The 18,767-nt window shown below is 68.5% G+C and carries 11 protein-coding genes; 3 read left to right on the top strand and 8 right to left on the bottom strand.

Annotated elements, in window-relative coordinates:
- Positions 1–21 precede the first annotated feature (21 nt).
- From ACWF9G_RS15380 to ACWF9G_RS15350, 7 genes are all read right to left on the bottom strand, one after another.
- On the bottom strand, positions 22–1,566 hold the full coding sequence (locus ACWF9G_RS15380) for an acyl-CoA carboxylase subunit beta (RefSeq protein ID WP_379306300.1): 1,545 nt from the start codon (positions 1,564–1,566) through the stop codon (positions 22–24).
- Positions 1,563–6,767 carry a polyketide synthase Pks13 gene (gene pks13, locus ACWF9G_RS15375; protein WP_452515899.1) on the bottom strand — a complete coding sequence of 1,735 codons (5,205 nt, stop codon included), beginning with the start codon at positions 6,765–6,767 and terminating at the stop codon, positions 1,563–1,565. The genes ACWF9G_RS15380 and pks13 overlap by 4 nt, the downstream gene beginning before the upstream one ends.
- A 97-nt stretch (positions 6,768–6,864) precedes the next feature.
- Positions 6,865–8,778 (bottom strand): long-chain-fatty-acid--AMP ligase FadD32, encoded by a 1,914-nt coding sequence (fadD32, locus tag ACWF9G_RS15370; protein ID WP_452515897.1) that lies wholly within the window; start codon positions 8,776–8,778, stop codon positions 6,865–6,867.
- A 210-nt stretch (positions 8,779–8,988) separates the two neighbouring features.
- Positions 8,989–10,008, bottom strand: a complete 1,020-nt coding sequence (locus tag ACWF9G_RS15365) for an LLM class F420-dependent oxidoreductase (protein ID WP_379306306.1) — start codon at positions 10,006–10,008, stop codon at positions 8,989–8,991.
- Positions 10,009–10,219: 211 nt separating this feature from the next.
- Positions 10,220–11,167 (bottom strand): cutinase family protein, encoded by a 948-nt coding sequence (locus tag ACWF9G_RS15360; protein WP_452515895.1) that lies wholly within the window; start codon positions 11,165–11,167, stop codon positions 10,220–10,222.
- Positions 11,168–11,208: 41 nt separating this feature from the next.
- Complete coding sequence (locus tag ACWF9G_RS15355) at positions 11,209–11,724, bottom strand: DUF732 domain-containing protein (RefSeq protein WP_452515894.1); 516 nt, start codon at positions 11,722–11,724, stop codon at positions 11,209–11,211.
- 113 nt (positions 11,725–11,837) lie between these two features.
- Positions 11,838–13,694 (bottom strand): alpha/beta hydrolase-fold protein, encoded by a 1,857-nt coding sequence (locus ACWF9G_RS15350; RefSeq protein WP_452515892.1) that lies wholly within the window; start codon positions 13,692–13,694, stop codon positions 11,838–11,840.
- A gap of 112 nt (positions 13,695–13,806) precedes the next feature.
- On the opposite strand from ACWF9G_RS15350, the gene ACWF9G_RS15345 reads away from it, so the two are divergent.
- From ACWF9G_RS15345 to ACWF9G_RS15335, 3 genes are read left to right on the top strand one after another with little or no spacing between them, the layout of a single operon-like run.
- Positions 13,807–14,499 carry a thioesterase II family protein gene (locus tag ACWF9G_RS15345; protein WP_452515890.1) on the top strand — a complete coding sequence of 231 codons (693 nt, stop codon included), beginning with the start codon at positions 13,807–13,809 and terminating at the stop codon, positions 14,497–14,499.
- Entirely contained in the window at positions 14,492–15,316 is an 825-nt protein-coding gene (locus ACWF9G_RS15340; RefSeq protein ID WP_452515888.1) for an SDR family oxidoreductase, read from the top strand. The genes ACWF9G_RS15345 and ACWF9G_RS15340 overlap by 8 nt, the downstream gene beginning before the upstream one ends.
- A 20-nt stretch (positions 15,317–15,336) precedes the next feature.
- A complete protein-coding gene (locus ACWF9G_RS15335) occupies positions 15,337–17,943 on the top strand; it encodes a non-ribosomal peptide synthetase (RefSeq protein WP_452515887.1) in 2,607 nt (868 codons plus the stop codon).
- Positions 17,944–17,960: 17 nt separating this feature from the next.
- On the opposite strand, the gene ACWF9G_RS15330 is transcribed toward ACWF9G_RS15335, so the two are convergent.
- A complete protein-coding gene (locus ACWF9G_RS15330; RefSeq protein ID WP_452515942.1) occupies positions 17,961–18,728 on the bottom strand; it encodes an ABC transporter permease in 768 nt (255 codons plus the stop codon).
- Between the last annotated feature and the right edge of the window lie 39 nt (positions 18,729–18,767).

Genomic DNA, 18,767 nt, shown 5'->3' with positions numbered 1-18,767 from the left:
CGGCCCGCTATATGGGTGGGATTACAGCGGCAGGACGTGATGCTTGCGGGGGTTGCGCTGGATCTTCTTGTCCTGGAGCAGTTTCAGGGCCCGGCGGATTTCGAGGCGGGTGGTGGCTGGTTCGATGACCGCGTCGATGAAGCCGCGTTCGGCTGCTACCCAGGGGGTGGCGATATTGGTGTTGTAGAAGTCGATGAGTTTCTGGCGGATGGCGGCGCGCTGGTCTTCGGGGGCGGCGGCGATCTGGGCGGCGCCGAGGAGGCTGACGGCGCCCTCCGCACCCATGACGGCCAGGCGGGCGGTCGGCCAGGCGAGGTTGATGTCGGCGCCGAGCTGCTTGGAGCCCATCACCGCGTAGCCGCCGCCGTAGGACTTGCGCACGACGAGGGTGATCTTGGGGACCGAGGCCTCGACGTAGGAGAACAGGAAGCGGCCACCGCGCTTGATCACGCCGACCTTCTCCTGTTCGACGCCGGGCAGGAAGCCGGGGGTGTCGACGACGAAGACCAGCGGGATCTCGAACGCGTCGCACAGGCGCACGAAGTGCGAGGCCTTGTCCGAGGCGCGCGCGTCGAGGGCACCGGCCGAGGCCAGCGGCTGGTTGGCGACGACACCGACGGTGCTGCCGTCGACGCGGGAGAAACCGGTGATGATGTTCGGGCCGGTCTCGGCGCTGATCTCCTTGAACTCACCGTCGTCGAAGATGCGCAGCAGGATCTCGTGCATGTCGTAGCCGGCATTGTCGGAGTCGGGCATGAGCGTGTTCAGCTCGCGGTCGGAGTCGGTGATCTCCGGTTCCAGACCGGGATTCACCACCGGCGGCAGTTCCTGGCAGCTGCTCGGCATGTAGCTCAGGTACTCGCGCACCCAGGTGAACGCCGCCTCCTCGTCCTTGGCGACGTGGTGGATATTGCCGTACTCGGCCTGCGTGCGCGCACCGCCGAGCTCCTCGAGGCTGACGTCCTCGCCGGTGACCTCTTTGATGATCTTCGGGCCGGTGACGAACATGTGCGCGGACTCGGTCGCCACCACCACATCGGTGCAGATCGGCTCGTACACCGCGCCGCCGGCACAGTTGCCGAGGATCAGCGAGACCAGCGGCACCATGCCGGACAGCGGCTCGAGATTGGTCGCCATCCAGGCGTACCAGGCCAGCGAACTGATCGCTTCCTGCACGCGCGCGCCGCCGGAATCGTTGATGCCGACCAGCGGGATGCCGACCTTGGACGCGTACTGCATGATGCCGCACAGCTTGCGGCCGAACGCCTCACCGACCGAACCGCCGTAGACGGTCTGATCGTGCGAGAACACCGCCACCGGACGACCGTCGACCATGCCGTGCCCGACGACGACACCGTCACCGTAGAGCGCGGTCGGATCGCCGGGCTTGCGGACCAGGGCACCGATCTCGACGAAGGTGCCCGGGTCCATCAGCATGTTGATCCGGTCGCGGGCACTCGGAATGCCCTTCCGCGCCCGCTTCTCGATCCCCTTCGCGCCTGCGGGCTCTTTGGCGAGCTCCAGGCGCTGATGTAGATCGGCAAGCTTCTCGGCGGTCGTGCTCACTTCTCTCCCTTGGCGGAAATCGCGGCCAACTTGGCTGCGAGGTCCGCTCCGATCTGGCCGATCCGCGGTTCATCGACGATCTGCAGATGATCGCCCGGGATATGGACGATCTCCAGGTTCGGGACGTATTCGTCCCAGCCGCCGTTGGGCTTGCGATCGGCGAAGCGGGGCTCGAGCTCGATCGCACCGTCGTGGTATCGGTCGGCCAGGTAGAGCACCACGTCACCGTCGTACTTGCGCGGGCGCACCTGCTGCAGCGCACGGTTCTCGATCCAGGAGGTGCGCTGGTGTTCGAGCACACCGCCGGGAATCTTCGCGCCCGACAGCTTGATCAGGTCGCTGATCATCGAGAACTGCTCGGCGTCGGAGGCCGCGGCCAGCTCCTCGATCTGAGCACGGTCGAGCTCGGCGGGGACGTTGTAGGTCTTCTTGGCGAAGGCCTGGTAGCGCTCGAGGCGGCGCACGCGCTCCTCGGGGCTGTTGTCCTCGTCCTCGACGGTCATCGCGAGGTCGATCAGGCCGACGTAGCGCACGTCGGCGCCTTCCTCGCGCAGCAGCTGACCCACCTGCAGCGCCAGCACCGCACCCAGCGACCAGCCGTACAGCACGTACGGGCCTTCAGCCTGGATCTTGCGCAGCTCCGGCAGGTACTGACGAGCACGTTCCTCGATGGAACCGTCGACGCGCTCGATGCCGTACATCGGGGTGTCGGCGGGCAGGCGCTTCAGCAGCGGCTCGTAGACGAGGGTGTTGCCGCCGGCGGGATGGAACACGAACACCGGGGTGGCGGTGGAACCCTCGACGCGGGCACGCAGCGGACGGATGAAGCCGTCCACGTCGGCGCCGCTGTCCTGCAGGTTGCGCACGACCTCGGAGAGCTGCTCGATGGTCTCGCAGTCGAGCACGTCGTCGACGGTGACCTCCGCACCCACCCGCTCGGTGAGGCGGGCCGCCATCTTCTCGGCGAGCTCCTCTTCGAGGATCGGGAGGGTGTTGAAGATGCCGCCCGGCGAAGTGCCGGTCACCACGGCCCAGGTGGCGTAGGCGAGGCGCTCGGCGGCGTCACGTGGCGGAACGTTGTCCTCGTCACCGGCCGGGGCCGAGTAGTCGACGTCCGGCATGACCGGCTCGGCGGCAGGCGCCACCTCGGCGACTGCGAAAGCAGCGGCTTCGGCAGCATCCGACACGGGCGCGGATTCCGAAACCGGTTCGGCGGCAGCAGCTTCCGACGGCAACTCGGCACCAGCGGCCTTCGCGGCGGCCAGTGGATCATCGCCCGCCGCGATCGCCGCACGCGCGGCCTCGACGAAGTTGGCGTCGACGCCGATCTCGACGTCCTCACCGGCGGCCTTGGCAGCAGCCTGCTTCTCCGCCATCGCCGCGACCTCGTCGCGATGCTCGATCGCGTACCGCAGCACCTTCGACACCTCGTTGAGGCTGGCGTCGCGCACGGCCGAGATCTGCAGCTGCGGAATGTCGAACTCGTACTCGACGCGGTTCTTGATCCGCATCGCCATCAGCGAGTCGAGACCGAGCTCCATCAGCGGGATCTCCATCGGGAGATCCTCGACGGCGTAGCCCATCGACTCGGCGACGATGACGCACAGCCGCTGCTCGACGGTCTCGGTGCCGTTGGGGTCCCAGCGATCGCTGGTCGCCACGGCGACCTCGGCGGCCGTCGGTTCGGCAACGGGAGCCGGAACGGCAACGGCGGCAACCGGTTCGGGCAGCGCGGCACCGGAGGTGACGACAGCGTCGAAGAGCAGGGTGAACCCGACCGGGGTCTTCGCGTGCACCTGCACCGACGCACCACCGAGGTGCGGGGTGAGCGTGGTGGTCAGCGTGCCGGTGGTGGGCAGCGCGGCGTGCGGATGCGACACCGTCACGGCCACGTCCGAAAGCACCTGCGCGGCAGCGGCTTGCACCAGCGCGGTCAGATCGGTGACCGAGGAGGCCTGCACCTCCCAGGCATGGCGGCCGTCCGGCATGGCGACATGCGCGCCGGGCACCCGGCTGTTGCCACCGCTCGCGGCGAAGGTGGCCTTGGGCCAGTACTGCTTGCGCACGAACGCGGTTCGCGGCACATCGGCGTAATCACCCTGCGGCAGCAGCGAACTCAGGTTCACCGCGTGACCGTGCACGTACAGTTGGGCCAGCGCGCCGATGACACCGGCGGACTCGTCTTCCTTGCGCTTGAGCGTCGGGATCAGCTGCGCGTCGTGCACGCCCGCGGCGAAGGTGGTGCCGAGAACCTGCATCAGCGCAACGGAATTGGGCGCCAGCTCCAGGAACGTGGTGTGCCCTGAGTCGACGGCGGCCTTGATCGCATTGGTGAAGTACACCGCGTGGCGCATGTTCTTCACCCAGTAGGGCTCGTCGTGGATCGGGTCGGAACCGGGCCGGAAGTACAGGCCCTCGTGCACGGTCGAGTACAGGCCGGTCTTCAGTGAGGTGGGCTCGATACCCGCCAGTTCGGCGGCGAGCTCGCCGAGCAGCGGGTCCATCTGCGAGGTGTGGCCCGCGCCGCGGGTGGGCAGGATGCGGGCGAACTTGCCCATGCCCTCCACCTCGGCGACGATCTGCTCGACCTGCTCGCGCGGGCCGCCGATGACGGTGTTGGTCGGCGCGGCGTACACCGCGCACTCCACGTCGGGGAAGCGCGGCAGCAGCTCGGCCACATCGTGGGCGCTGAGCTCGACGAGTGCCATATTGCGCACGTCGTCCTCGGTGATCATCTGCTCGCCCTCGCCCATCAGGCGCGAGCGGGCGCAGATCACGCGCACCGAGTCCTCGAGGCTCAGGCCGCCCGCGATGTACGCGCCGGCGACCTCACCCATCGAATGACCGACCACGGCAGCGGGTTCGGCGCCGTGTGCGCGCAGCACCGCGGCCAGACCCAGCTGGGTGGTGAAGATGCCGACCTGGCAGGTGCCGACATCGTAATCCTGCTCGTCGTCGAGGAACATCTCGCGAATCGAGTAGCCCGCCTCGTCCTGCACCAGCTCGTCGACCTCGTCGACGGTCTTACGGAAGATCGAGTTCTCGTTGTAGAGCTGCTTGGACATCTTGCGGTGCTGCGCGCCGAAGCCACACATCACCCAGACCGGCGCGGCGGCGGCCGGGGAATCGGCGGTGAACACACCGGCGCCCGGCTTGCCCTCGGCGATGGCGCGCAGACCGGCGACGGCCTCTTCGTGCGTCTTGGCGAGCACCACACCGCGCGAACGGTGATGGCTGCGCTTGGCCAGCGACCGGGCGACATCGGTCAGCGGCACGTCCTTGCCTGGGCCCTCCAGCCAGTCGGCCAGCTCGGCGGCGGCGCGCTTGCGGCGCGAGGGCAGGTAGGCGGAGACGGCAAGGATCACCGGCAGCGGCTCGGCGCGCTCGCCGTCCCACTCGAGCGCAGCTTCCGCGTCCTCGGCGGCGGCGACGATCGCGGCGGCCTCGGCGACCACATCGGTGGCCTCCTCGTCGGCGGGCTCGTGGGCGGCGACCTGCTCTGGCGTCACCTCGACATCGGGAACGACCGGGGTCGGCACGTATTCCTGCAGCACGACGTGGGCGTTGGTGCCACCGAAACCGAAGCCGGAGATGCCGACGGTCGCGACGCCGCTGTAGCGCGGGTACTCGGTCGGGGAATCGACGACCGCGAGGTTGGCCTGCTCGAACGGGATGTACGGGCTCGGGCCCGCGTAGTTGATGTTCGGCGGAATCACGTTGTGCTGGAACGACATCAGCACCTTGGCGAGGCTGGCCGCGCCCGCACCGGATTCGAGGTGGCCGAAGTTGGTCTTGACCGAACCGATCAGGGCGGGCTTGTCGGCGTCACGGCCGCGGCCGACGACGCGGGCCAGCGCCTCGGCTTCGATCGGGTCGCCGATGGGGGTGCCGGTGCCGTGGGTCTCGATGTAGTCGACCGAGGACGGGACGATGCCGGCGTCGCGGTAGGCGCGGCGCAGCACGTCGGCCTGGGCGTCCGGGTTCGGCGCGAGCAGGCCGTTGGAGCGGCCGTCGTTGTTGACCGCCGAGCCCTTGACCACCGCGTAGATGTGGTCGCCGTCGCGTTCGGCGTCGGCGAGCCGCTTGAGCACGACCAGACCAGCACCCTCGGAACGGACCATGCCGTCGGCATCGGAGGAGAACGCCTTGATCCGGCCGTCGGCGGAGGTGCCCGGCCCGAAACCGAGCGTCGGGAACGGCATCAGCAGCATGTTCACACCGCCGGCCAGCGCCAGATCGGCGTCGCCCTCCCGCAGCGCGCGCACCGCCTGGTGCACCGCGACCAGGGTGGACGAGCAGGCGGTGTCCACGGTGACCGACGGGCCACGGAAGTCGTAGAAGTAGGACACCCGGTTGGCGATGATGCCGTTGGAGCTGCCCATGATCGCGTAGCCCTCGGCCGACGCGGGCACATCGGGGTCGGTCTCACCGAGCGCGAGTGCGGCGATCATCCCGAAATCGCTGGACGAGGAACCGATGAACATGCCGACCGGCGCGCCCTTGAGGTCGCTCGCCGGGATCCGCGCGTGTTCGAGCGCCTCCCAGGTGAGCTCCATCATCAGGCGCTGCTGCGGATCCATCCGCTCGACCTCGACCGGCGAGGTCGCGAAGAACTCGGCGTCGAAGCTCTTGACGACGTCCTGGTCGAGGTAGCCACCTCGGGTCTTGCCCTCGGCGACGGCCGCGGCCACAGCGGGGTCACTCAGGAACTCGGACCAGCGGCCCTCGGGCAGCTCCCGGATCGCGTCACCGCGCCCGATGATGAACTCCCAGGTCGACTCGGGCGTATTGCCCGCGCCCGGCAGACGCGTCGACAGACCGACGACCGCGATGTCGTGCGCCTCGCTCGGCGTGAACGCGGCGGTGTAGTCCTCGTCGTTCTCGGCGGCGGGCTCCGGCTCACCGTTGACGATGATCTCGGCCAGCGACGCGATCGTCGGATGCTGGTAGATCACCGTCGGGGCGAGCGAGACACCGGTGTAGTCCTCGATGTCGCCACCGAGGGCGAGGGCATCGCGCGAGGCCAGCCCGAACTCCTCCATCGGCCGGTCGACCGTGATCGCGTCGACCGACTGCCCGGTCGCGTCCGCGACCCATTTCCGCAGCCAGTCGCGCACCTCGGCAACCGAGTGATCACCCGCAGGGGTGCTCGTCGCGGGAACTTCGGGGTTCTGGGTGGGCGTGCCCTCGTTGTCAGCCATCAATTCCTCAAGCTACCTGTCTGCGTACAGGGCGCGCCGTGGAATGACGCCCGACGCGGGTTCCACGTCGAGCGTCATCACCGAACCGGTCGGCCGATTACTCTTCCGGTGCATCGGGGAAAGCCTGCTGGGTGTAACCACCGCGCAGCGTTCCCTCGAGGTAGGCGGCCTTGCAGGCCCTCCGTGCAATCTTTCCACTGGAGGTACGCGGGATGGAACCCGCGGGGACCAGCAGGATGTCACGAGCGGTCACGCCGTGGCGCAGCGAGACCGCCGCGCGCACCGCGTCGGCGATCGGGGCTGGGTCGGCCTTGCCGGCGCCGGGACCACGTTCGGCCACGATGACCAGCTGTTCGGACGCGTCGTCGGCGTCGAACTTCAGGCCGGAGTGGCTGTCGGCGGTGAAGACCTCGGCGGGCAGCTGGTTGGCAGGCACCGCGAAGGCGGCGACGAAACCGGGCCGCAGCGCCTTGGACGCCTCCTGCGCGGAGTACTCCAGATCCTGCGGGTAGTGGTTGCGGCCGTCGACGATCACCAGGTCCTTGACGCGACCGGTGATGTAGAGCTCACCCTCGAAGTAGACGCCGAAGTCGCCGGTGCGCATCCAGTCCGCGTCGGCCGCGGTGCCCTCGGCGTGCCCGCCCGGCTGACGGTCGGTGACGCGGTTGCGGAAGGTCTTGGTCGACTCGTCGGGGCGTCCCCAGTAGCCGATGCCCATGTTGTTGCCGTGCAGCCAGATCTCGCCGACCTGGCCGTCGGCCAGCTCGCGGCCGCCCTCGGGGCCCTCCACCGACTCGGGGTCGATGATCGCGGCCCACTGCGACAGGCCGACGTAACCGCAGGAGACCTGCGCGATGGCGTTCTCGGCCGACTGCTCGACGCGGACCATCCGGCCCTTGTTGAGCTCGTCGCGGTCGACGTAGATGTACTTGGCCTCGTCCTCGGCCTTGGTCGCCGAGACGAACAGCGTCGCCTCCGCCATGCCGTAGCAGGGCTTGATCGCGGTCTTGGGCAGGCCGTACGGGGCGAACGCCTCGTTGAACTTCTTCATCGACGAGACCGTCACCGGCTCGGAACCGTTGATCAGGCCGATGACGTTCGACAGGTCGAGCGACTCGCCCGCCTTCGGCACACCACGTGCCGCGGCGTGCTCGAACGCGAAGTTCGGCGCGGCGGCGAACGTGCCTGCCCCGTCGGAGACGGCGGCGAGCTCGTTGATCCAGCGCGAGGGGCGGCGCACGAACGCGCTCGGCGACATGATGGTGATGAACTTGCCGCCGACCGCGGGCAGGATGACCGTCAGCAGGCCCATGTCGTGGAACAGCGGCAGCCAGGTGACACCGCGCGAGTTCTCGTTCATGTTCAGCGAGTTGATCATCTGCAGCAGGTTGGTGCCGACCGCGCGGTGGGTGATCTCCACACCGGCCGGGACCCGGGTCGAACCCGAGGTGTACTGCAGGTAGGCGATGTCATCGATCGCGGTGTCGGGACGGACCCAGGAATCACCGAGGGTGTCCGGGATGGCGTCGACGGCGATGATGCGCGGACGCTGCGCGGCGGGCAGCGAACGGAAGAACTGGCGGACACCGGCGGCCGAGGAGGTCGCGGTGAGGATCGCCGAGGGCTCACAGTCACCGAGCACGGCGTGCAGCCGGTCGGTGTGGCCCGGCTCGTCCGGGTCGAACAGCGGGACCGAGATGGTGCCCGCGTAGATCGCCGCGAAGAAGGAGATCACGTAGTCCAGGCCCTGCGGCGCGAGGATCGCGACCCGGTCGCCCGGGTTGGTCACCTGCTGCAGGCGAGCGGCCACCGCGCGCAGCCGAACTCCGAACTCCTGCCAGGTCAGCTCGTGCACCTCGCCGTCGCGTTCCCGCGAGTAGTCGATGTAGCGGTACGCGAGCGTGTTCGCATCGTTACGGGTGTGCTTCTCGACGTGATCGACCAGGGTCCGACCCTCGGGAATGATGAGGTTCCCGGTTTCGTCCAGGTAGTCGTCGAAAGTCTCTTCCATTCCTTCTTCTCCTCCGAGGCCCAGACACCGGTGAATTTCCCAACGCACTTCGGCGCTGACACCCGTGAGGCCCCGACTCGCTATCGCCACCGGCCCCCGGACGACGCCGTGCGTGCATCCTGACAACCTGCGGATTTTCGAGCGGTCTGCGCGGTGACCGCTATCGGCTAGATGTTCTCAAACCAGAGTCATGTTACAGAGAACCCCCGCTCAGTCCTCCCGCAGCAGCGGAATGACAGGCGCGAAAGCGTCCATCTGGGTGGGGAAGATACCCACATACGACATCGACGTGAGTTCGCGCACACGCTTGATCTGTTCGGCGATCTCTTCGAAGCTGCCGATCGCGACGTACGGCGAATTCAGGATGTCTTCCACCGACAGCTCGACGTCGACCTCGAGGTCGGGGTGCAGGCCGCGGGCGATCGCGTTCAACGCCATCTCCGCGGTCTTCTCCCGATCGTCGGTGATGACGATCGCGGTGATCGCCCAGTTCAGTTCGATGTCGGCGAAACGGTCACCGGCAGCGGCCTTGACGATGTTGACCTTCTCGATCGTCTTCTCGAGCGTGATGCCCGACAGCAGGCCCTTACCGTTCTTGGTGGTCTGCGGGACGATCGAGACGATGTCGGCGTGCTTGGCCGCCAGCGCGAGCATCTTCGGCCCGCCGCCACCGGTACACAGCGGCGGACGCGGACCCTGCCGCGGACGCGGGGTCCCCTTGATGCCGCGCACCTGGTAGTGCTTGCCCTCGAAGTTGCACTCCTGACCACGCAGCAGCGTGTCCAGGATGGTCAGCGACTCGTCGAGCTTCTCGAGCCGGACGCCGGGCCGCTCGAACGGGATGCCCGCGTTGTCGAACTCCTCCTTGATCCAGCCCGCGCCGACGCCGACCTCGAGCCGGCCCTTCGACAGCACGTCGATGGTGGCCAGGTCCTTGGCGAGCACCACCGGATGGCGCAAGCCGTTCGCCAGCACCGAGGTGCCGAGGCGGATCTTGTCGGTCGCCTGGGTCAGTGCGCCGAGCGCGGCGATCGGCCCGATCTGGTCACCCAGGTGGTCGGGCACGAAGAAGGTGTCGAACCCGTACTCCTCGGCCTGCTGCGCAGTCTGGACGAACTTGCGTGCGCCGCCCTCCTGCTTGTTGCCCTCGCCCGCCGCTCCGAAGCGGAACGGACGCAGCGGCGTACCCAGCGCGGTCAACTCACCGACGGGTGCGGCAGCTTCGGTCATGAACTCATCGCTCCTGGCTGTTGCACGCTTTCGCGTACTAGGCGGTGTACTCGGGCTCGCCGCCTACTCCGCGGTAGCGGGGGTAGACGGCGCGATCACCAGCGCACTTTACAGCGTGCGGGCGGATGGGCGTGCGGATGTCACAGCGAGGCATGATCCATGGCAATCACACACCCGCTGTGACTGTGACAACTCCGCCTCTTGCGCCCGCTCAGGAATGCGGTGGGTGTGGCGCGTTCTCGATCAGGCCAGCGGCCCAGTTCACCGTCCACTGGGTGGCGGTGGTGCCCTGCGCGTCGACCGTGTTGGTGGCGTACAGCGCGTGCACCGGGTTGCCCGCGGAGCGGATCAGGGCGCCCAGGCTGGTCAGCGCGTTGGCCGGGCTGAGCGCCTCGCGTGGCGCGTCGCAGATCATGTCGCCGGGCGCGCAGATGGAGTTCACCTTCGGCGCCAGCGAGCCGAAACCGCCGGGACGGGCACCGGTCATGCTGATGCCCGGCACGTTGATTCCCCGCAGCGCGACCTCGGCGCCCTGGCCCGCGGGCGGCGGATCGCCGATCTCGGTGGGCTGGCCAGGACCGGTCTCGCCGGTGCGGCGGCCGTCGGCGATGACCGTCACGCCGAGGACCTTGTCGGCCGGGATGGGTCCGTTGCCGGCGCCGATCTGCGCGGCCAGGTCACCGGCGATGACGGCGCCCTGGGAGAAGCCGGAGATGACATAGGTGGTCAGCGGGCATTCCTTGTGCCGCTGGGCCAGGATGTCGGTCGCCCGCGCTGTGCCCTCGGTGCGGCTGTTGTTGTAGGAGGCCTGGCCGTCCGGCGGGATCGCGATCGGGTTCGAGAACTGGGCCACGTAGGGCACCGTGTACACCTCGAGCCGGTTGTCCGGGAACTGCGCGCGCAGCGGCCCGCTGACGCTGAGCATCAGCGAGATCGGGTTGGCGCTGGGGTTGTACGGATCGTCGCGGCTCGCCGACTCCCAGGTGCCGGGGATCGAGAGCAGCATCACATCGGGACAATCCGCCGACTGCGACGTCGGTGGCGGCGGTCCGGGCGGTGTCGGCCCCGGCTCGCGCAACCGGCCTGCCAGCAGGTACCAGAGCAGCACGATGACGATGATCGCCAGGACGAACAGCGCCAGCACGGTCAGGCACCCCACAGGCCAGAGCCTGCGGGTGCGTCGCGTCGGTCGGGGGGTCACTAGCAGTAGGTCGCGGTCGCGGCGGCGATGTAGATCTGAGCTGCCTTGTTGACGTCCATCTTGGCCGGGTCGAAGGCCGGGTCGGTGCCTGCCATCGCGGCGACGAAGGTCGCCATGTCGGATTCACTCGCACCGGTGGCCTTCGTCGAGCAGATGTAGCTCGCCGCGGTCAGCGCGCTCGCCGGGTCGGCCGGGGTGATCCCGTTCTTGGCCAGCTCGTCGAGGAAGGCCTTGTCCTTACCGGCGGCGGGCGCCGCCGCGGCCGACGTGGTCTCCGGCGCGGCCTGCGGCTGCTCGGGGGCAGCGCTGCTCTCCGGCGCGGCGGTCGCCGACGGCGCGTGGTCGCCGTGGCCTTCCGCGGGTGCCTGGGTGGCCGACGAAGCGGCGGCACTCGCGCTGGTGGAGAGGGTGGGCGTCTGCGAAGCGGTCGAGTCGTTGCCGCCACAGGCGGACAACAGGGCGACGGCAGCCAGGGCCGCGACCGATCCGGCAACCTTGCCAGGGATCCGATGCATGAAGATGTCTTTCCTCGATCGTTCGTCAGGGAAGCGGTCGCAGACCAGGCTAGCCGCACATTCGGCGCCGCCGGGTACCGCGCGACGATGCTCAGAGAGTTCTCAGCCCGAACTCACACCCCGTGAACTTCGGATTTGCCATTGCGCACCACGATGAACCCGGTCTGGAAGTTCTGCTGGATTCCGCCGGGGACGGCGAATTCGTCGGACACCGGATACCCCAGCCGTCCGTTCTCGAACCCCTGCGCGCCCCAGGCATCGGCGAGGGCGCCCTTGCGCACCGACCAGGCGCCCGACAGCGGGCTCCAGTAGATGTTGCCGCCCTCGAACCGGCTGTACCTCCCGAGATCCTTCAGCGGCGCCTCCTCGGCCACCGGGAAGCCGAGCGGGCTGTTCTCGAAGCCGAGGGTGGCGTACTTGTCCAGGATGAAGCCCTGCACGCGGTGCGCGCCGGTGGCCGCGCTGTAGAACATGGGGCCGTGTTCGAAGGCCTGCACCACGCCGTCACGGCTCGGCGTCGGTGCCTCCGCGGCCACCGGATATCCGGCGGGTCCACGCTCGTAGCCCTGCTCGCCCCATTCCTCGAGGATCGCGCCGCGCATCACCTGCGCGCCGGTATCAGGGGTCCAATAGATCGAGCCGCCATCGAAGGTCTGCATCCGGCCGCGCCCGTCGGGCAGGCCCCGCTCGTCGCCGGTCGGCAGGCCGAGCGGTGAGAGCGGCCCGCCGACGCCCGTGTAGGCACCGCCGATGCGGCCGGCGACCGGATGCGCGCCGGTCGCCGCGGAGTAGAAGACCCGGCCGTTCGCGAAGTCCTGCACCACGGCGGGACCGAGGGGGTACTCGCCGGTGACACAGTTGCCGATCCAGCTCTGCGCCACCGGGGCGATCGCACCGGCCGTCGCGCAGGTAGGGCCGTTGGGGTCGGCGCCGAGAGCGGCCGCGGCATGCGGCCAGGACTGACGCATCTCGAAGTCCCAGTACGGCCAGGTGTGCGTCCCGGCCGGCCGGTAGTTGACCTGGACCGGAATCGCGAGTTCACCCAGTTTGGTGACGAAGTTCTGTGTCGAGAGCCTGGACAGGATCTCGAGCCCTGTGCCCGACCAGTTGTCACTGGTCATCGGCAACGGACCGGGCTGGTCATGGGTGCCCGCCAGGCCACTGCCCGAGGACACGTACACGCTGATCCCTTGCAGCTTGTCGGCCATCCGCTCCGGATCGTGCGCCTCCCATTCCGGCCCGCCTGGCGGCCCCCACATCGCCGTGGAGTCGAAGCCGCCCACGCTACGGACCGCGAACTCGATCGCCTGCGGCATACCGAGCGTGGTGGTGGTTAGCAGGCCGGAATACGACGCGGCGAACTTGACGAAATCCGGATTGCGAGCGGCCAGATTCATCGCGCCGGTGCCGCCCATCGACAGGCCTGCGACGGCGCGGACACCGGTCGTCCGCCAATCGCGTTCGAGCAGCGGTGGCAGTTCCTTGGTCAGGAATGTTTCCCACCGATAGTGTTTTCCATTGCTCGGTTGCAGCCAGTCGGTATAGAAACTGGACTGTCCACCGACGGGCAGCACGACATTCACATTCTTATCGGCGAAGAATCCTTCCGCGTCGGCGTCTTTGGTCCAGCCGTTTTCGTCGTCGGTCGCCCGGAGTCCGTCGAGCATCAGCAACATCGGAAAACGCGCGTCGGGCCGCAGATGCCAATCCCTGGCAAGCAACATCTGTACTTGGATAGAGGTATTCATCGCCGCGGAGTGCACCCACAGCGCCACCCGCCGGTCCGACAGCCACTCGAGGCGCTCGATCGCCGAGGCCGCGGCGGGCTGGGCGGCCGCCACAGCGGGAAACACGGACTGGCCCAAGGGAAGCGCGATCGCCGTCGCCATGGCCAGTGGGGCGCCAAGTCGACACGCAAGGCGCCGCCGGGCGGACGGGCCGCGGTCCCTCTCCTTCTGCGCGACTCTCATCAGGTCGTTGTACCTCGCCAGGGGCGAGATAGGCGGCAGGCGCGCGGAAGTAAGGAACGGTTCACTTCGGTCTGTGACCTGACCGAAAGCGCGGTTGTGCAATCATCACCTCGTGCCGAACGTTCAACTCGTCTGCCTTCCCTTCGCCGGTTCCGGCGCCTCTTTCTTCCGAAACTCTCCACCGTCGGCCGCCGTCGATCTGGTGCCGATCCAGCTTCCGGGTCGCGAAGAACGATTCGGCGAAAAGCCATATAGCGAAATGAATCTTGCACGGGCCGGAGTTGCCGAAACGATCGCGAAGACGGTGGACCCCCAGACGTCGATCGCGTTGTTCGGCCACAGCCTCGGCGCGGTGCTGGCATTCGAGGTGGCCAGGCTGCTCGGACCGCGGGTTTCGCACCTGTTCGTCAGCGGCTCGCCCGATCCGTGGCATCCGCGGTCCGAGCGCGCCTCCGAGCTGTCCGACGAGCAATTCCTCGCGCAGGTGGAGACATTCGCCGGGTACAGCCATCCGGCGCTCGCGCATCCGGAGATGCGCCAGATCGTCCTGCCCGCGCTGCGGGCCGATGTCGCGATGCACGAGAACTATCTCGCCGAGCCGGGGGCGGTGATCGCCGCGCCGATCACCGCACTGCGTGGGCGGGACGACGCCCTGGTCGCCGAGTCCGACATGCGCGGCTGGGCGCAAGCGACCTCCGCCGAGTTCGCACTGCACACCTTCGCCGGGGGGCACATGTACATCGCGGATCACCTCGACGAGGTCTGGCAGCTCGTTGCCGATACCGCCGTCACCCAGCATGCGTGACAACGTTTCCGGGGTAGCGCTGGTCACCGGCGCGGCGCGTGGCATCGGCCGCGCCTGCGCGGTGGCGCTGGCCGAGTCGGGCTTCTCGCTGGTGCTGGTCGACATCGGCGCCGATACCCCCGAGGTGCCGTACCCGCTCGGTTCCGAGAGTCAGCTGGAGTACACCCGCGACCTGTGCCTTGCGGCCGGCGCGAACACCGAGATCGTGCTCGGTGACGTGCGCCGCGCCGCCGATGTGGATGCCGCGCTCGATGTGGCGATCCAGCGTTTCGGCAAGCTCGACGCGGTGGTGAACTGCGCGGGCATCGTCCGGCCGTCGGGGAGCAGTGTCGACCTGGTGAGCGAGGACGACTGGGCGACCATGCTCGATATCAACCTCACCGGTCCGTTCCGCGTCCTGTCCGCCGCCGCGCGCATCATGAAGCGGCAGGGCTCGGGCAGCATCGTCAATATCGCGTCGACGGCGGGGCTGGTCGGCTACCGGCATTTCGCGGGGTACGTGGCCTCCAAGCACGGCCTCGTCGGTTTGACCAAGGCCGCCGCCCTCGATCTGGCGCCGCACGGGGTGCGGGTCAACGCGGTGTGTCCGGGATCGGTGCACGACGACCCGGAGCTGGAGTCGATCATGCTCGGCGAGGTGGCCGCCGCCCTCGATCTCGCCGGGGACCACGAACAGACCTTCGTCAGGGACCAGCCGTCCAATGCGCTGGTCCGTGCCCAAGACGTCGCCGAAACAGTCGTCTGGCTGGCCTCCGAGCGAAGCCGCAGTGTGGTGGGCTCGGTGGTTACCGTCGACGGTGGATTCACCTCTCGATAGACCCGGAAGTAGTGCAGGACATGGATATTCGTCAGGCCGTCGGTGTCGCCGTCCGGTTGCGCCGGCCACTCGATCCCGCCGAGCTGGTCGATCGGCTCCGCGCCGAGATCGGTATCGACCCCACCCTGATGCGGTCCTGGGTGCAGCCGGTGCCGTTCGCCTCGGGGTCGGCCGCGGCGAAACAGCTTGTGCGCGGGCAGATGTCCCACCGGCTGCCCGCTCCGGCGATAGCTCGGATCAGTTGCACGCAGTACAGCGACGGGGTCGTCGACGTGGTGTTGCTTGCCCGCGCCGACCTCGCCGGAGCCCTTGGCCTGCTGCGTGAGCTGGGCGGCGAACCGATCGACGACGATCCGGTGGCCGGCTCGGTTGTCGTCGACCTGCCGATCGGGGATTCCTTCCGTCCGGAGTACGCGGTCGTCGCCTGCGCTGCTGTGTGTGCCCGCTATCTCGATGTCGCCGTGCTCGCCGTGGATCTGGTCCGGCTGCACGCACCGTGGCCTGCTCCGCTCGGCGAGCTCCTGCGCTGCGAGCTCGTCCCCGGCCACTCCATCGCCAAGATCGCCGCCGATCTCTTTCCTGTGCAGTCTGATTCGTCGTTGCGTTCCATCCGGGTGATCGATGCGACGGCGACCAGGGGCGGGTTCTTCCAGGATGACGACCCGGCCCACGATCTCGTCCTGACGCTCACCGCCACGTCCGACCCCGCGCTGCTGCGCCTTCGTATTACCGGCCACGGAGTGGAAAGCGAGTTCGCCGCGGCGCTGGCCGAGTCGATCGCCGTTGCGCACAGTGAAATTCAAGGGCCGGATACCCTGCTCCGCGAGCTGACCATGACCCGGCACCGACCGGAAGCCCCCGGCGACGTCGCCCCCGGCGATCGTCTGGAACAGCGCGTCTCCGCGACAGCCACCACCCAGCCGACCGCGCCAGCCGTTGTCCACGAATCGAACTCGATCTCCTACGCCGATCTCGACCAGCTGTCCGACACGGTCGCCGCCCATCTGCACGCCACCGGGATCCGCCCCGGCGACTTCGTCGTCCTCGCGCTGGACAAGGGCCCCGAGCTGATCGCCGTCGCGCTCGGCATCTGGAAATGCGGAGCCGCCTACGTCCCGGTCGACGTCGAATTCCCCATCGAGCGCGTCCGGCATGTGGCCACCGACGCGGGCGCACGCCTGGTCGTCGCCGAGCCGCACATCGCCGCGGAACTAGTCGGCGACACTGCCACCGCGCCCGATCTGCTCGCCGCGACCTCGGCACAGCGACCCAGCCACGCGCTGTCGGATCTGCTGCCCGCCTACGCGATCTACACCTCGGGCACCACCGGCGTCCCGAAGGGAACCGTTGTCTCGCATCGCAGTGTGCTCGCGCTGTTCGACGCACTGCGCACCGAATTCGCCCTCACCCCGGCCGATGCGTGGAGCGCCTTCCATTCGCCCGCGTTCGACTTCTCGGTGTGGGAGATCTGGGGTGCGCTCGTCACCGGCGGCCGCGTGGTCGTGGTGGACAAGCCGGTCGCCCGCGATCCCGGCCGATTCCACGCGCTGCTGCGCGAGCACCGGGTGACCGTGCTCAACCAGACCCCGTCCGCCTTCGCGCATCTCGACGCGGTCGACGCCCGTTCCGAGCGGCTGTCGGCCGTCCGCCTCGTGGTGCTCGGTGGGGAGGCGATGCAGTCGCACAGTGTGAGTTCCTGGCTGGACCGGCATCCGCGCCGGAGCTGCCAGGTGGTCGACATGTACGGCATCACCGAGACGACGGTGCACGTGACCGCCCATCGGGTCACCAAGGCGTCGGCGATGCGCAGGCCGGGTGCGGTCGGTGCCGCGATTCCCGGCTGGGAATTCGCCGTGCTCGGTGCCGATCTCCGGCCGGCGCCGGTCGGCTGCCCTGGCGAGATCTATGTCGCTGGTGCCGGTCTCGCGCAGTACTACATCGGCAAACCCGTGCTCACGGCCACGCGCTTCGTCGCAGGTCCCGACGGCAGGCGCTGGTACCGCAGCGGCGATCTGGGTCGCGTGCTCGGTGACGGGACCCTCGAGCATCTGGGTCGCATCGACGGCCAGGTGAAGGTCAACGGCTACCGGATCGAACTCGACGAGATCCGCACCTGCGTCATGCGATACCCGGGAGTCCTCGATGCCGCCGTGGTGTGCGCGAACACCGACGGCGAGCACGCGTTGAGCCGGATCGATGCCTTCTATGTCGGCGCCGACATCGACCGGGCCGACCTGCGCGCCGCGCTCGCCCGGTTCCTGCCGCACTACATGCAGCCGAGCACGTTCACCGAACTCACCGTCGTCCCGCTGACGACCAACGGCAAGGTCGACAAGGCCGCGCTCCCCGCGCCCGACCAGTCGAGGACAACCGACGCCCCCGACGCACAGCCGGACACCGCCGTGCAGGCATTGACCACCGCGTGGCGCACCGTCCTCGACACCGAGCCCGCCGCCGACGACAACTTCTTCCTCTCCGGCGGAAACTCCCTGGCCGCGATCCATTTCTGCAACGAGCTCAGCAGCGCGGGCGTCGCACTCCCGCTGACCGTGCTGTATCAGAACCCCACCTTCGGCGACCTGCTCGCCGTCGTCGCCGCGGATCAGCGCTCGGCGGCCGCGGTCTGAACCGACCGCCGCCCGCCTCAGCGGCTGAGGCTGCGCGCGTACAACCGGATCGCCATCGGAACGCTGATCGCCAGCATCAGCGCGGCCCAGAGCAGCGTCACCGCCACCGGATGCTGCATCGGCCAGGCCGGTGCGGCGGTCGCGGGATCGATGTTGCCGAACAGCACCCGGATAGCCTGGGTCAACGCCGACACCGGATTCCACTCGGCGACCACGCGCAATATCGTCGGCAGCTCGCGGACCGGAATGTAGGTGTTGGCGACGAAGGTCAGCGGAAACACGAGCAACAGACTGGCGCCGTGGAACGCCTCCGCGGTCCGCACCAGCAACCCGATGACCGCCATCACCCACGAGAGCGCGTAGGCGAAGACGACGAGCAGCGCGAAGGCCGCGATCGCGTCGAGCCACGAGCCACGCACCCGCCAGCCCACCACCAGCCCGGCCAGTGACATCACCGCAAGGCCGACGACATTGATCACCACATCCCCGGTGGTCCGCCCGATCAGCACCGCCCCCGGTGCCATCGGCAGAGTACGGAACCGATCGATGATGCCGCGGCGCATGTCCTCGACCAGCGCCGCACCGGTATACGGCGTCGCCGAGACCGCGGTCTGCGCGAAAACGCCTGCTACCAGGTACTCCCGATAGCCACCCGCGGCTTCCGACACCGTGATCACGCCACCGAACACGTAGGCGAACAACACGACGAACATGATCGGCGAGATCACCGAGAACAGCAGGACATCGGGTTCCCTGGACAGCCGGATGACGTTGCGTTTGACCATGGTAACCGTGTCGGCCACCACGTAGTGCCAGGCAACGGG

The organism is Nocardia sp. NPDC055029 (genome assembly GCF_053608525.1).
The sequence above is the reverse complement of the archived record's forward strand: the minus strand, read 5'-3'. Positions and strand labels throughout refer to the sequence as shown.

Excerpts from the sequence above, each read along its gene's own strand:
- pks13 (WP_452515899.1), bottom strand. The coding sequence starts at position 6,767 with ATGGCTGACAACGAGGGCACGCCCACCCAGAACCCCGAAGTTCCCGCG.
- fadD32 (WP_452515897.1), bottom strand. The coding sequence starts at position 8,778 with ATGGAAGAGACTTTCGACGACTACCTGGACGAAACCGGGAACCTCATC.
- ACWF9G_RS15365 (WP_379306306.1), bottom strand. The coding sequence starts at position 10,008 with ATGACCGAAGCTGCCGCACCCGTCGGTGAGTTGACCGCGCTGGGTACG.
- ACWF9G_RS15355 (WP_452515894.1), bottom strand. The coding sequence starts at position 11,724 with ATGCATCGGATCCCTGGCAAGGTTGCCGGATCGGTCGCGGCCCTGGCT.
- ACWF9G_RS15350 (WP_452515892.1), bottom strand. The coding sequence starts at position 13,694 with ATGAGAGTCGCGCAGAAGGAGAGGGACCGCGGCCCGTCCGCCCGGCGG.
- ACWF9G_RS15340 (WP_452515888.1), top strand. The coding sequence starts at position 14,492 with ATGCGTGACAACGTTTCCGGGGTAGCGCTGGTCACCGGCGCGGCGCGT.
- ACWF9G_RS15335 (WP_452515887.1), top strand. The coding sequence starts at position 15,337 with ATGGATATTCGTCAGGCCGTCGGTGTCGCCGTCCGGTTGCGCCGGCCA.
- ACWF9G_RS15330 (WP_452515942.1), bottom strand. The coding sequence starts at position 18,728 with ATGGTCAAACGCAACGTCATCCGGCTGTCCAGGGAACCCGATGTCCTG.